The organism is Pseudomonas sp. IT-93MI4, from assembly GCF_949767635.1.
Taxonomy (GTDB): Bacteria; Pseudomonadota; Gammaproteobacteria; order Pseudomonadales; family Pseudomonadaceae; genus Aquipseudomonas; species Aquipseudomonas putida_A.
Genome location: NZ_CATKPP010000054.1, coordinates 323689 through 336855, shown reverse-complemented (window position 1 = coordinate 336855; position 13167 = coordinate 323689). Strand labels below are relative to the sequence as shown.

The window sequence follows — 13167 nt, the reverse complement described above, 5'->3', positions numbered from 1 at the left end:
CTGACTTGACTGTTCGAATGACCTTGTGGGAGCGGGCTTGCTCGCGAAAGCGGTGTGTCAGCTACATGAATGCTGACTGACACGACGCCTTCGCGAGCAAGCCCGCTCCCACAGGGTTCAGTGGTGTTTGGTAAAGCGTTGTACGAGCTTCATGACCACCACGAAGAACAACGGCACGAAGATCACGGCCAATGTCGCCGTAATCATCCCGCCGATAACCCCGGTGCCGATGGCCTGCTGGCTCGCCGAGCTGGCGCCAGTGGCGATGGCCAACGGCACCACGCCGAGGATGAACGCCAGCGAAGTCATGACGATCGGCCGCAGACGCAGGCGCGCGGCTTGCAACGTCGCGTCGATCAGGTCGTGACCTTCGTCGTACAGGCTCTTGGCGAATTCGATGATCAGGATCGCGTTCTTCGCCGACAGACCAATGATGGTAATCAGCCCGACTTTGAAGAACACATCGTTGGGCATGCCGCGCAAGGTCACCGCCAGTACTGCGCCGAGCACACCCAGCGGCACCACCAGCAGCACCGAGGTCGGAATCGACCAGCTCTCGTAAAGCGCCGCCAGGCACAGGAACACGATCAGCAACGACAGACCGAGCAGGATCGGCGCCTGACTGCCGGACAAACGTTCCTGTAACGACAGCCCGGTCCATTCCTGACCCAGACCTCTCGGCCCCTGAGCGACCAAGCGTTCAATCTCCGCCATCGCTTCACCGGTACTGTGCCTCGGCGACGGTTCGCCGGAAATCGCAATCGCCGGATAACCGTTATAACGGGTCAGTTGCGCCGGGCCTTGGGTCCACTTGGCCTGGACGAACGCCGACAGCGGCACCATGTGCCCGGCGTTGTTGCGCACGTGCATTTTCAGCAGATCATCAACCTGACTGCGCTGATCGCCTTCGGCCTGGACCACCACCCGCTGCATGCGTCCCTGATTGGGGAAATCATTGATGTAGGAGGAACCCACGGCGGTGGACAACACGCTGCCGATGTCGGCGAACGACACGCCCAGCGCATTGGCCTGCTTGCGGTCTACCTCCAGTTGCACCTGCGGCGCTTCGGCCAGCGCGCTTTCGCGCACGTTCATCAGCACGGGGCTTTTTTCTGCGGCGGCGAGCAGTTCAGTGCGCGCCTGCATCAATGTCGCATGACCGAGACCGCCGCGATCCTGCAGACGGAATTCGAAGCCGCTCGACGTGCCGAGGCCGTCAACCGGCGGCGGCAACACAGCGAACGCGATGGCATCCTTGATCTGGCTCAGGGCGATATTGGCGCGATCGGCAATCGACGTAGCCGAATCGTCGCTGCCGCGCTCCGACCAGTCCTTGAGGGTGGTAAACGCCAGCGCCGCATTCTGCCCGCTGCCGGAGAAGCTGAAGCCGAGAATCACCGTGCTGTCGCCAACCCCCGGTTCACTGGCGTTGTGCGCTTCGATCTGCTCGACCACCTGCACCGTACGGTTTTTGCTCGCACCCGGCGGCAACTGAATGTCGGTGATGGTGTAACCCTGATCCTCAACCGGCAGGAACGAGGAGGGCAGGCGCGCAAAGCACAGGCCCATGCCGATCAGCAGCACGCCGTAGATCAGCAGATAACGCCCGCTGCGCTTCAGCGCGTAACCGACCCAGCCTTGATAACGATCGGTCAGTTGCTCGAAGCGGCGGTTGAACCAGCCGAAGAATCCGCTTTTCTCGTGGTGCTCGCCCTTGGCGATCGGCTTGAGCAGCGTGGCGCACAGTGCAGGCGTCAGAGTCAGGGCCAGGAACGCCGAGAACAGGATCGAGGTCGCCATCGACAGCGAGAACTGTCGGTAAATCACGCCCACCGAACCCTGCATGAATGCCATCGGGATGAATACCGCCACCAGCACCAGAGTAATACCGATGATCGCCCCGGTGATCTGTTTCATGGCCTTGCGCGTCGCTTCTTTCGGCGACAGGCCTTCAGTGGCCATGATGCGCTCGACGTTCTCCACCACGACGATGGCGTCGTCCACCAGAATGCCGATCGCCAGCACCATGCCGAACATGGTCAGCACGTTGATCGAGAAACCCAGCGCGAGCATGGTGGCGAAGGTGCCCATCAGGGCCACCGGCACCACCAGCGTCGGGATCAGCGTGTATCGGATGTTTTGCAGGAACAGGAACATCACCGCAAACACCAGCAGCATCGCCTCGCCCAAGGTGTAAACCACTTTGGTGATCGAGACTTTGACGAACGGCGAGGTGTCGTACGGAATCTTGTATTCGACGCCCGCCGGGAAGTAGCGCGACAGCTCGTCCATTTTCGCCCGGATCAAGGTGGCGGTCGCCAAGGCATTGGCCCCCGGCGCCAGTTGCACGCCGACGGCGGTGGACGGCTTGCCGTTCAGGCGCGTGCCGAACTGGTATTCCTGACTGCCGACTTCGACCCGTGCCACATCGCCGATGCGCACGGTGGAGCCGTCGGCATTGGCCTTGAGCACGATGTCGGCGAACTCTTCCGGCGTCGACAACTGCCCCTTGACCAGAATGGTCGCGGTGATTTCCTGCGAGGATGGGTTGGGCAAGTCGCCAATACTGCCCGCCGACACCTGGGCGTTTTGCGCGACGATGGCGGCGTTGACGTCAGCCGGGGTCAGGTTGAAACCGATCAGCTTCTGTGGGTCGATCCAGATCCGCATTGCGCGTTCGGCGCCATACAGCTGCGCCTTGCCGACGCCGTCGATGCGCTTGATTTCGTTCATCACGTTACGCGCCAGATAATCACTGAGCGCTACGTCATCAAGCTTGCCGTCGCTGGAGGTCAGGGTGATCAGCAACAGGAAGCCGGCAGAGACTTTCTCCACCTGCAGGCCTTGCTGATTGACTGCCTGCGGCAGGCGCGACTCGACCACTTTGAGGCGGTTCTGCACATCCACCTGAGCCAGTTCCGGGTTAGTGCCCGGCTGGAACGTCGCTTTGATCGTCGCGCTGCCGAGGCTGCTCTGCGATTCGAAGTACAGCAGGTGATCGGCGCCGTTGAGTTCTTCTTCGATCAGGCTGACCACACTTTCATCGACGGTCTGCGCCGAGGCGCCAGGGTACACCGCGTAGATTTCGATCTGTGGCGGCGCGACATCGGGGTACTGCGCCACCGGCAATTGCGGAATGGCCAGCGCACCGGCCAACAGGATGAACAGGGCGACAACCCAGGCGAACACCGGGCGATCGATAAAGAACTGCGGCATATGAAAGCGTCCTGCTTACTGACCAGAGGTCTGGGCAAGTGGAAGAGGGGTGTCGTCGATCTGCACTTTTTCGCCTGGACGGGCGTGTTGCAGGCCTTCGATGACAATGCGGTCGCCGGGCTTGAGGCCGCCGCTGACGATCCAGCGGTCGTTCTGCACCGCGCCCAGTTGCACCGGCTGCTGGGCCACGCGCATCTGCTCGTCGACGGTCAGCACCTGGGCGATACCCGCGCTGTCACGCTGCACCGCACGTTGCGGCACGGTGATGCCGTTCTGTACGGTGGCTTGTTGCAGACGTACACGGATGAAGCTGCCCGGCAGCAGGTCGAGATCGGGATTGGGGAACTCGCTGCGCAGAATGATCTGGCCGGTGCCCGGATCGACGCTGATGTCGCTGAACAGCAATTTGCCCGGTAACGGGTAGAGGCTGCCGTCATCCTGAATCAGCGTGGCCTTGACCTGATCCTGACCGACTTCCTGCAACTGCCCGGAACGGAACGCGCGGCGCAGCTCATTGAGCTCACGGGTCGACTGGGTGAGGTCGGCGTAGATCGGGTTGAGCTGCTGGATCAGCGCCAGCGGCGTGGTTTCATTCTGCCCGACCAGTGCACCTTCAGTGACCAATGCACGGCCGACCCGCCCGGAAATCGGCGCGGTGACGGTGGCGTAGCCGAGGTTCAGCTTCGCGCGTTCCACTGCAGCTTTATTGGCCGCCACATCGGCGGCGGTTTGCCGGGCATTGGCGCGGGCGTTGTCGTAATCCTGAGCGCTGATGGCCTTGTCGTCGATCAACTGCGCGTAGCGTTGTTCCTGCAGCCTGGCCTGGAAGGCATTGGCCTCGGCCTTGCGCAACGCGGCTTCGGCGCTATCGAGATCAGCCTTGAACGGTGCCGGGTCGATGCGAAACAGCACGTCACCCTTTTTCACGTCGCTGCCTTCACGGAAGGTCCGTTGCAACACCACCCCGGCCACTCGGGCACGCACTTCAGCGATGCGCGGGGCGGCGATACGACCGCTCAGTTCGCTGCTGATCGACAGGGGGCGGGCCTCGATGGTCTCGATGCGCACGGTAGCTGGCGGCGCTTCTTCTTCGGCCTTCGAGGACGAATCACAGGCGCTCAGCAACAGCGCAGCGGCGATCAGGCCGAGCCCGGCCAGCAGATTTTTCGACATGTACCACCCCCAATATTGAAGCCCGCATCCTAAGGCCAGACGCCGAGGGTAGCGGTGAAGCTTTGTAGGCGCTGTGTGAAATTGTGTAAGGGTTTTACTCAGGGACGGGTGAGGGCGTATATCCTTTACGCCTTGAAATTTATTGCGACAGATAAACCGTCATCTCGAGCAGGCTCACTCCTACATTGGAACTGTGCCAGACACGAACCTTGTAGGAGTGAGCCTGCTCGCGATGAGGCCCAAACAGTCGCCACTGCACTTTCCTGGAACACCCCATGCCCAACATCCTCCTGGTCGAAGACGACACCGCCCTCGCCGAACTGATTTCCAGCTACCTGGAGCGCAACGGCTATTCCGTCAGCGTGATCGGCCGTGGTGACCACGTGCGCGAGCGGGCACGGATCAATCCGCCGGATCTGGTGATCCTCGACCTGATGCTGCCCGGTCTCGACGGCCTGCAGGTCTGCCGCTTGCTGCGGGCCGATTCGGCGACGCTGCCGATCCTGATGTTGACCGCTCGCGACGACAGTCACGATCAGGTGCTGGGCCTGGAAATGGGCGCCGACGATTACGTCACCAAACCCTGCGAGCCCCGGGTTTTGCTGGCCCGGGTGCGTACGTTGCTGCGGCGCAGCAGCCTTGGTGAGCCGATGACGGTCAATGATCGCATCGTCATGGGCAATCTGTGCATTGACCTGTCCGAGCGCACCGTGACCTGGCGCGAGCAACCGGTGGAACTGTCCAGCGGCGAGTACAATTTGCTGGTGGTGCTGGCTCGGCATGCCGGGGAAGTGCTGAGCCGCGATCAAATCCTGCAACGCCTGCGCGGCATCGAGTTCAACGGCACCGACCGTTCGGTAGACGTGGCGATTTCGAAGCTGCGGCGCAAGTTCGACGACCACGCCGGCGAGGCGCGCAAGATCAAGACGGTATGGGGCAAGGGCTACCTGTTCAGCCGCTCCGAGTGGGAATGCTGAGCTGATGTTCAGAATCCTGTTTCGCCTGTATCTGGTGACGATCGTCTCCTACAGCGCGGCGATCTATCTGGTGCCGGATCTGGTGATCATGGCGTTCCGCGAGCGCTTCATCACCTACAACCTCGACTACTCGCGCGGCTTGCAATCGCTGATCACCCGGCAGTTCCACGCGGTGCCGCAGGATCAGTGGCCGGCACTGGCGCAATCGATGGACAAGGACTTCCAGCCGCTGCACATCGCACTGGCGCGCATCGACGACGCCGGGTTCACCGCCCCCGAGCAAGTGCGCTTGCGCGCCGGGGAAAACGTGGTGCGTATCGGCGATTGGGGATGGCGCACCTTGGCGGTCACGCCGCTGAACGATGACGTCGCCGTGCAAATGGTGGTACCGCCGGATCCGCTGGACGTCAATCTGTTGTACTGGAGCATCAACGTGCTGATCGGTGCGAGCATGCTCGCCTGCCTGCTGCTGTGGATTCGCCCGCACTGGCGCGATCTGGAACGCCTCAAGGGTGCTGCGGAACGCTTCGGCAAGGGCCACCTGAACGAGCGCACGCAGATCCCCGCCAGTTCCAACATCGGCAGCCTGGCCAACGTGTTCGACACCATGGCCGGCGATATCGAAAATCTGCTCAACCAGCAGCGCGACCTGCTGAATGCGGTGTCCCACGAATTGCGCACGCCGCTGACCCGTCTGGACTTCGGTCTGGCCCTGGCGCTGTCCGATGATTTGCCGGCGACCAGTCGCGAGCGCCTGCAAGGACTGGTCGCACACATTCGGGAACTGGATGAGCTGGTGCTGGAACTGCTGTCTTACAGCCGCCTGCAGAACCCGGCGCAGTTGCCCGAGCAGGTCGAGGTTTCGCTGGATGAGTTCATCGACAGCATTCTGGGCAGTGTCGATGAAGAGCTGGACTCACCGGACATCGTTATCGACGTGCTGCTGCACGGTCAGCTCGAACGCTTCACGCTGGATCCGCGCCTGACCGCCCGAGCGATCCAGAACCTGCTGCGCAATGCCATGCGCTATTGCGAAAAACGCATTCAGATTGGCGTGCAGGTCAGCCCCGATGGTTGCGAGATCTGGGTCGACGACGATGGCATTGGCATCCCGGATGATGAGCGTGAGCGGATTTTCGAACCGTTCTATCGCCTTGATCGCAGTCGTGATCGGGCTACCGGCGGCTTTGGTCTGGGCCTGGCCATCAGCCGTCGGGCGCTGGAGGCGCAGGGCGGGACCTTGACGGTTGAAAGTTCGCCGCTGGGGGGGGCGCGGTTCAGGTTGTGGTTGCCTGACATGACTTGACCCGAAACCCGTGGGAGCGGGCTTGCTCGCGAAGGCGGAGTGTCAGTCGACATAAATTAATCTGACACACCGCTTTCGCGAGCAAGCCCGCTCCCACAGGGGGGTTGTGTTGGTCAGATCAGTTGGTTCGACTGAATCAAGCCAACCCCGGCCGTCTGCATCCGCTCCATCGCCGCTGCCAGTGACCCATCCCTGTCAATGGCACGACAGGCATCCAGCACCACGAACGCGTTGAACCCCGCCGCCCGTGCATCCAGCGCAGAAAACATCACGCAGAAATCCAACGCCAGACCGACCATGTACACCGTGTCGATACCGCGCTCCTTCAGATAACCGGCCAGACCGGTGGTGGTGCGCCGGTCCGCTTCGAGAAACGCCGAATAGCTGTCGATGTCCGGATTACAGCCCTTGCGGATGATCAGTTGCGCGTGCGGCAGGTTCAGCTCGGGGTGAAACTCGGCGCCGGCAGTGCCTTGCACACAATGCTCCGGCCAGAGTACCTGCTCGCCGTAGGGCAACTGAATTACCTCGTAAGGCTGGTATCCGGGGTGGCTTGAGGCAAAGGACGCGTGGCCGCTTGGGTGCCAGTCCTGGGCAATCACCACCTGTTTGAACAGGCCACCGAGGCGATTGATCAGCGGCACGATCTGATCGCCTTCGGGCACGGCCAACTGGCCGCCGGGGATGAAGTCGTTCTGCACGTCAATGACCAGCAGGGCGGTGCGGGGTGAAATCTGCATCGGGGCTTCCTCCTTGGATAATCACCCGCTCAGCATAGTGGAGCGGCACTCACGCGCCCAGCTTGTCGACCAGGTGTTTTGCCAGGTCTTCCAGCGCCGGCGCCGGGTTGTGCCCGATCAACATCCACGCATGCTCACCTTCGGTCCAGTACACCACGTTCATTTCGTGGCGCCGTTCGTGCGCCAAAGGCTGGCTGCCACTGTTGGAGCGAGTCACGCACAAGGCCAGCGGCCCGTGTTTCGCATCGAGATAGGTCAGTTGCGCAATCGGCACACCGTCGTACTCGAGCATTTGTGCACGCTTGAGTTCGGCGCCCGGCAACTTCACCAGTGCCGGCGACAGACTCAGCCCCAAGCGTGCATCTACCGCACGCAGTTGCGATCGCTGGCTGGCTTCGTCACTGGGCAGGTGATCGAGGGTTTGCGGCACATACAGTGCCATGTAGTCGCCCACCAGGGCGCGCCAGTTATGCGTTTGCTGCGTTTGCCAGGCGAGAAACAGGCGATCGGCCAACACGCCGCCCGCCAGCAGACTCGCGGCGGCCGCACCGATGAACCAGCGTCTGCTCAGGCCTGGCTGCTGAGGGGCGGGGATGGCATCGAGGCGCGCCTGCAAACGTTCCAGCGGTGCCTGTTGCGCCAGTTCGTCATAGGCATCCTTGTACGGCAGGCTGCTGCGTTCGAACCATTGCACGCGCAGGCTGAGCAACGGGTCGTCGGCAATCGCGCTGTCGAGCTGGCTGCGATACGCGGGGTCCAGCTCGTCATCGAGGTAGGCCACCAGTTGTTCGTCGGAGGGCCTGTTCATGGGTGGTCACCTCCGGTGGTTTTCGGCACGGCTTGCAGGGGCGGATATTCAGCCAGTTTCAGTCGCGCGGTGGCCAGACGGCTCATCACCGTGCCGATCGGCACTTGCAGGATCTCGGCGACTTCGCGGTAGGACAGGCCTTCGACATAGGCCAGGTACACGGTTTCGCGTTGGGTCTCCGGCAACGCATCGACCCGGCGGATCACCTGCGCCGCCATCACATGAGTCTGCGCGGCGTATTCGCCATCGAAGGCCAGTTGCGCGTCGGCATCGACCTGACCGGCGCCCTGACGCACCCGGCGGGCGCGCACTTCGTTGAGCCAGATTGAATGCAAGATGCTCAGCAGCCAGCGATCCATGCGCGTGCCGGCCACATATTGGCCGACACGTTCCAGCGCCCGCACACACGTGGCCTGCACCAGATCCTCGGCCACGTGCCGATTACGCGACAGCAACAGGCCGTAGCGCCATAAACGCGCCAGATGCTGTCCGAGTTCCGCTCTGAATGCCTGATCGCTGACGATGATGGCGTTCCTTTATCTATGTCAGGTTTTCGATGAATCGTTGATGGCTTCAGCCAGGTCCTGGTATTCCTCGCAGGCGGTGCCGCAAATCGATTTGATCTGCTGCAATTGCTCCTGCGCCAGGTCGACGCGACCTTTGATCACATAGGCTTCGCCGAGGTATTCACGCACTTGCGCGTACTGCGGATCGAGTTTCACCGATTGCAGGTAATAGCCGATGCCTTCATCGGTACGCCCCAGTTTTCGCGTGGCGTAACCGCGATAGTTGAGGGCTTTGGCGGTGTTCGGTTGTTGCAGGGTGTCGAGCAGGGCCAGGGCCTCTTCGTAGCGACCGTCCTTGGCCAATCGGTAGGCATAGTCGGTGCGATCGACATCCCGTACGGCGCTGCTGGTCTGCAGCACACATTTCTGTGATTTGCTGTCCCAGACCTGGCCTTTGGGGCAGTTGGGCTTCTGCACGGGCGCGCTTTCATCACCGTTGGCAAACGCCATCGATGCGGACAACACGGTGACCAGCAGCAGCGGGGCGGCGAACATAACGGAACGGATAGTCATGGGCAAGGCTCCACAGAGGGTTATGTTTCACTTTGAACACCACAGCCCGGCATTTTATTCATTGCTTTGTCAGGCTCTGTTCAAGGTACGCGCAAATCGCGGCGTTATGCTCGGCTACGCCCGCCGTCCATCCAGCGCTTTGCCATGCCCCGGCGCTGACACACGAGGAACTGCCATGAAAGATCAGGTCCATCACTCCGCTGCTGCCGGCTACAAGACTGCCGCTGACACCTACATCAAGGGCCGCCCGGACTACCCGCCGCAGGTCAGTCAGTGGCTGACCCAGACGTTGGGTCTGGACAGTCACAAGACCGTCATCGATCTGGGCGCCGGCACCGGCAAGTTCACCGGACGGCTGGCGGCCACCGACGCGCAGGTGATCGCCGTGGAACCGGTGGCGCAGATGCTGGAAAAACTTTCCGCGGCCTGGCCGCAGGCGTTGGCGGTGAGCGGTACCGCGACCGATCTGCCACTGCCTGACGCGTCGGTGGATGCAGTGGTCTGCGCGCAGGCGTTCCATTGGTTCGCGACCCCGGAAGCCCTGACGGAAATCGCCCGCGTGCTCAAGCCTGGCGGCAAGCTTGGGTTGATCTGGAACCTGCGCGATACGCAAGTCAGCTGGGTGCCGAAACTCGACGCGATCGTCAATGCTCTGGAAGGTGATACGCCACGTTATTACACCGGTCTATGGCGCGAGGTGTTTCCGCATCCGGCGTTCGGGCCGTTGCAGTTGCAGCAGTTTCATCATGGACACACCGGCTCGCCCGAGGACGTGATCTTCAATCGGGTGCGCTCCACCAGTTTCATTGCGGCCTTGCCGCAGGCGCAGCGCGACAGGGTTGATGAGCAGATTCGCGCGTTGATTGCCTCGGAGCCGGCGTTGCGTGGGCGGCATGTGCTGACGGTGCCTTATGAGACGGCGGCTTATGTGGCGGTGAAGGGCGGTTAGATCGGCGGTGCAGCCCTTCGCGAGCAGGCTCGCTCCCACAAGGATCGGTGGTGAATGCAGAACTGCGTTCACCGAATATCAATGTGGGAGCGAGCCTGCTCGCGAAGAGGCCAGCCCTGACACTGCATCTCTCGACCCAGTCCCGCATTTGGCCGAACCGCCATCGTGATGCCTTGTTATAGTTCGGGCCTCATTTTCAGCCCGGTAAAGGATCACTGCCATGACTCAATACACCGCCTTCAGCGTCGAACTGGCCGACAACATCGCGCATGTGCAGATCAATCGCCCGGAAAAGATCAACTCGATGAACGCCGCGTTCTGGAGCGAGATCGTCGAGATTTTCCAGTGGATCGATGACACCGATGAAGTGCGGGTGGTGGTGCTGAGCGGCAACGGCAAACACTTTTCCTCCGGCATCGACCTGATGATGCTCGCCGGCGTCGCCAATGAACTGGGCAAGGACGTCGGCCGTAATGCGCGCCTGCTGCGGCGCAAGATCCTCACCCTGCAAGCCTCGTTCAACGCCGTCGACAACTGCCGCAAACCGGTACTGGCGGCGATTCAGGGCTACTGCCTCGGTGGCGCCATCGACCTGATCGCCGCCTGCGACATGCGCTACGCCGCCGAAGACGCGCAGTTCTCGATCAAGGAAATCGATATCGGCATGGCCGCCGATGTTGGCACTTTGCAACGGTTGCCACGGATCATCGGGGACGGCATGCTGCGTGAACTGGCTTACACCGGGCGCACTTTCGGCGCAGATGAAGCGCGCAGCATCGGTCTGGTCAATCGCGTTTACGCTGACAAGGAGCTGCTGCTCGAAGGCGTGATGGACATTGCTCGCGAGATCGCCAGCAAATCGCCAATCGCGGTCACCGGCACCAAGGAAATGATCAGCTACATGCGCGACCATCGCATCGACGACGGCCTCGAATACGTTGCCACCTGGAACGCCGCCATGTTGCAATCCACCGACTTGCGCGTGGCCATGGCCGCCCATATGAGTAAACAGAAACCCGAATTTCTGGATTGAGAAACCATGACAGCTCGCTGGACCACTGCAGTACTGGACACCGATCAACCCGGCGGCTGGGCCGTGGCGCGCAGCCCCGAAGGCTTTCTGTTCGATGACAACGGCGCACTGTTTCCGCGGGAATGGCTCAAGCGTCAAGACCTGTCAGTCCTCACCGAACACGGCATCGGCCATCTCGATGGCGAGCCGGTGTATCTGCTGGAATTGCACAGCTCCAGCGACATGCCGGGCTGCAACTGGAAAGGTCTGCGGGCGTTCATGCTCGAAGGCGATCACACCGTCTATAAGGTGCTGGGCTATGCCGCGCAGATCGGCACCTGGGCGCGTGAACATCGCTTCTGCGGCAACTGTGGGCAGGCGATGACCCAGGTGCCGCGCGAGCGAGCGATGTATTGCCAGCCGTGCGACCTGCGCAGTTACCCGCGGATTTCGCCGAGCATGATCGTGCTGGTGACCCGTGGCGACGAGATCCTGCTGGCGCGTTCACCGCGTTTCGTCACCGGGGTCTACAGCACGCTGGCCGGGTTCGCCGAGCCGGGCGAGTCGGCGGAGGATTGCCTGATTCGCGAAGTACGCGAGGAAGTCAGCATCGAAGTGAAGAACATCCAGTACATGGGCAGCCAGTGCTGGCCGTTCCCGCATTCGATGATGCTCGGCTTCCATGCCGAATACGCCGGGGGCGAGATCGTCTGTCAGGAGGACGAGATCGAGGACGCACAGTGGTTCAACGTGCACGATCTGCCGCCGTTGCCGGCGTCAAAATCGATTGCCCGGTACCTGATCGACGTCTACGTGGCGCGCCGCTTAGGTCACGCTGAACCAGTGTTGCCAGGCTAGGCGCACGGTCAAACCCAATACCACGGTGATGAACACCGGACGAATGAACTTGGCGCCGCCGCTGATCGCGGTGCGCGCCCCGAAGAATGCGCCGACCATCACCGACAGGCCCATGCTCAGGCCGATGATCCAATCCACTTGCCCGGAGAACACGAACACCGACAGCGCCGCGATGTTGCTGACGAAGTTCATGCTGCGCGCCACACCGCTGGCCTTGACCAGGTCGATCGGGTAGAGCAGCAGGCTGCTGACCGTCCAGAACGCACCCGTGCCAGGGCCGGCCACGCCATCGTAGAAGCCGAGGCTGAAGCCTTGGGTCGATTGCCATTTCTTCTTGATCGGTGCGTCGCTGTCCAGCGGCGCTTTGGGCGTGCCGCCGAACAACAGATACAGGCCACAGGCGAAGACGATCACCGGCAGCATCTTGTTCAGCCATTCCGCCGGCAGGTAGTGCGCGACGACGGCACCGGTGAGCGCGCCGACCAGGGTGCCGACGATCGCGTGCATCCACTGTCGAGGGTGGAACAGTTTGCGTCGGTAGAAGGTGAAACTGGCGGTGGCCGAGCCGAACGTCGAACTGAGTTTGTTGGTGCCCAGCACCAGATGCGGTGGCAGGCCGGCAGTGAGCAGCGCCGGGGTGGTCAACAGACCGCCGCCGCCAGCAATGGCGTCGATGAAACCGGCAATGAAAGCGACAAGGGCCAGAACGGCCAGGGTGGTGAGGTCAACGCTGAGTTCGAAAGGCATGGAGTCGGCTTATTCGGCAGGGCGCAGAAGGGCTGCGGGGAAGGGCTGACATGTTACTCATTTCCAAGTGTTGCGGCGACCCGTAAAGCGCCATCGCTGGCAAGCCAGCTCCCACAGAGATCTCTAGTGAACACAAATTTTGCGAACATACCGAAAACCTGTGGGAGCTGGCTTGCCAGCGATGAGGCCAGCTCAGGCACCGCCTATTCAACTGTTGCCCACCCAACACCTCGACAACAAATCACCCTCCAACAATGCAACTCTATCAGCCTCAAGCCCAATAAAACCGGCCCTCTGGACGC

At 61.8% G+C, this 13167-nt stretch carries 12 protein-coding genes; 5 read left to right on the top strand and 7 right to left on the bottom strand.

Features of this window, described 5'->3' with window-relative positions; translation table 11 throughout:
* Positions 1-117: 117 nt before the first annotated feature.
* Together ACM6I7_RS20605 and ACM6I7_RS20600 are read right to left on the bottom strand one after the other, a co-directional pair.
* Positions 118-3216 (bottom strand): efflux RND transporter permease subunit, encoded by a 3099-nt coding sequence (locus tag ACM6I7_RS20605; RefSeq protein ID WP_027611984.1) that lies wholly within the window; start codon positions 3214-3216, stop codon positions 118-120.
* 15 nt (positions 3217-3231) lie between these two features.
* Positions 3232-4389, bottom strand: a complete 1158-nt coding sequence (locus tag ACM6I7_RS20600) for an efflux RND transporter periplasmic adaptor subunit (protein WP_027611983.1) — start codon at positions 4387-4389, stop codon at positions 3232-3234.
* A 275-nt stretch (positions 4390-4664) separates the two neighbouring features.
* Between ACM6I7_RS20600 and ACM6I7_RS20595 the strand changes: the two genes are divergently transcribed.
* Both ACM6I7_RS20595 and ACM6I7_RS20590 read left to right on the top strand, forming a co-directional pair.
* Complete coding sequence (locus ACM6I7_RS20595) at positions 4665-5366, top strand: response regulator transcription factor (RefSeq protein ID WP_003224662.1); 702 nt, start codon at positions 4665-4667, stop codon at positions 5364-5366.
* 4 nt (positions 5367-5370) lie between these two features.
* The gene (locus ACM6I7_RS20590; RefSeq protein ID WP_027611982.1) at positions 5371-6672 is read left to right on the top strand and encodes an ATP-binding protein; all 1302 of its coding nucleotides are present in this window, start codon (positions 5371-5373) and stop codon (positions 6670-6672) included.
* A 113-nt stretch (positions 6673-6785) separates the two neighbouring features.
* Here the strand turns inward: ACM6I7_RS20590 and pncA are convergent, their stop codons facing one another.
* From pncA to ACM6I7_RS20570, 4 genes are all read right to left on the bottom strand, one after another.
* On the bottom strand, positions 6786-7412 hold the full coding sequence (gene pncA / locus ACM6I7_RS20585; RefSeq protein ID WP_097089688.1) for a bifunctional nicotinamidase/pyrazinamidase: 627 nt from the start codon (positions 7410-7412) through the stop codon (positions 6786-6788).
* A gap of 49 nt (positions 7413-7461) precedes the next feature.
* Positions 7462-8220 carry an anti-sigma factor family protein gene (locus ACM6I7_RS20580; RefSeq protein WP_097089690.1) on the bottom strand — a complete coding sequence of 253 codons (759 nt, stop codon included), beginning with the start codon at positions 8218-8220 and terminating at the stop codon, positions 7462-7464.
* Complete coding sequence (locus ACM6I7_RS20575; protein WP_221303486.1) at positions 8217-8702, bottom strand: sigma-70 family RNA polymerase sigma factor; 486 nt, start codon at positions 8700-8702, stop codon at positions 8217-8219. Before ACM6I7_RS20575 ends, ACM6I7_RS20580 begins: the two co-directional genes overlap by 4 nt.
* Positions 8703-8765: 63 nt before the next feature.
* Positions 8766-9299, bottom strand: coding sequence for a tetratricopeptide repeat protein (locus ACM6I7_RS20570; protein ID WP_097089691.1), 534 nt, complete (start codon positions 9297-9299; stop codon positions 8766-8768).
* Between the two features lie 175 nt (positions 9300-9474).
* On the opposite strand from ACM6I7_RS20570, the gene ACM6I7_RS20565 reads away from it, so the two are divergent.
* From ACM6I7_RS20565 to nudC, 3 genes are all read left to right on the top strand, one after another.
* On the top strand, positions 9475-10248 hold the full coding sequence (locus ACM6I7_RS20565; RefSeq protein WP_414889172.1) for a methyltransferase domain-containing protein: 774 nt from the start codon (positions 9475-9477) through the stop codon (positions 10246-10248).
* A 220-nt stretch (positions 10249-10468) separates the two neighbouring features.
* On the top strand, positions 10469-11281 hold the full coding sequence (locus tag ACM6I7_RS20560; RefSeq protein ID WP_027611976.1) for a crotonase/enoyl-CoA hydratase family protein: 813 nt from the start codon (positions 10469-10471) through the stop codon (positions 11279-11281).
* Between the two features lie 6 nt (positions 11282-11287).
* Complete coding sequence (gene nudC / locus ACM6I7_RS20555) at positions 11288-12118, top strand: NAD(+) diphosphatase (protein ID WP_414889171.1); 831 nt, start codon at positions 11288-11290, stop codon at positions 12116-12118.
* On the opposite strand, the gene ACM6I7_RS20550 is transcribed toward nudC, so the two are convergent.
* On the bottom strand, positions 12086-12865 hold the full coding sequence (locus ACM6I7_RS20550; protein ID WP_007963422.1) for a TSUP family transporter: 780 nt from the start codon (positions 12863-12865) through the stop codon (positions 12086-12088). The two genes, nudC and ACM6I7_RS20550, sit on opposite strands and share 33 nt — an antisense overlap.
* Positions 12866-13167 lie beyond the last annotated feature (302 nt).

Coding starts and splice junctions, on each gene's coding strand:
- ACM6I7_RS20605 (WP_027611984.1), bottom strand. CDS start 3,216: ATGCCGCAGTTCTTTATCGATCGCCCGGTGTTCGCCTGGGTTGTCGCC.
- ACM6I7_RS20600 (WP_027611983.1), bottom strand. CDS start 4,389: ATGTCGAAAAATCTGCTGGCCGGGCTCGGCCTGATCGCCGCTGCGCTG.
- ACM6I7_RS20595 (WP_003224662.1), top strand. CDS start 4,665: ATGCCCAACATCCTCCTGGTCGAAGACGACACCGCCCTCGCCGAACTG.
- ACM6I7_RS20590 (WP_027611982.1), top strand. CDS start 5,371: ATGTTCAGAATCCTGTTTCGCCTGTATCTGGTGACGATCGTCTCCTAC.
- pncA (WP_097089688.1), bottom strand. CDS start 7,412: ATGCAGATTTCACCCCGCACCGCCCTGCTGGTCATTGACGTGCAGAAC.
- ACM6I7_RS20580 (WP_097089690.1), bottom strand. CDS start 8,220: ATGAACAGGCCCTCCGACGAACAACTGGTGGCCTACCTCGATGACGAG.
- ACM6I7_RS20570 (WP_097089691.1), bottom strand. CDS start 9,299: ATGACTATCCGTTCCGTTATGTTCGCCGCCCCGCTGCTGCTGGTCACC.
- ACM6I7_RS20565 (WP_414889172.1), top strand. CDS start 9,475: ATGAAAGATCAGGTCCATCACTCCGCTGCTGCCGGCTACAAGACTGCC.
- ACM6I7_RS20560 (WP_027611976.1), top strand. CDS start 10,469: ATGACTCAATACACCGCCTTCAGCGTCGAACTGGCCGACAACATCGCG.
- nudC (WP_414889171.1), top strand. CDS start 11,288: ATGACAGCTCGCTGGACCACTGCAGTACTGGACACCGATCAACCCGGC.
- ACM6I7_RS20550 (WP_007963422.1), bottom strand. CDS start 12,865: ATGCCTTTCGAACTCAGCGTTGACCTCACCACCCTGGCCGTTCTGGCC.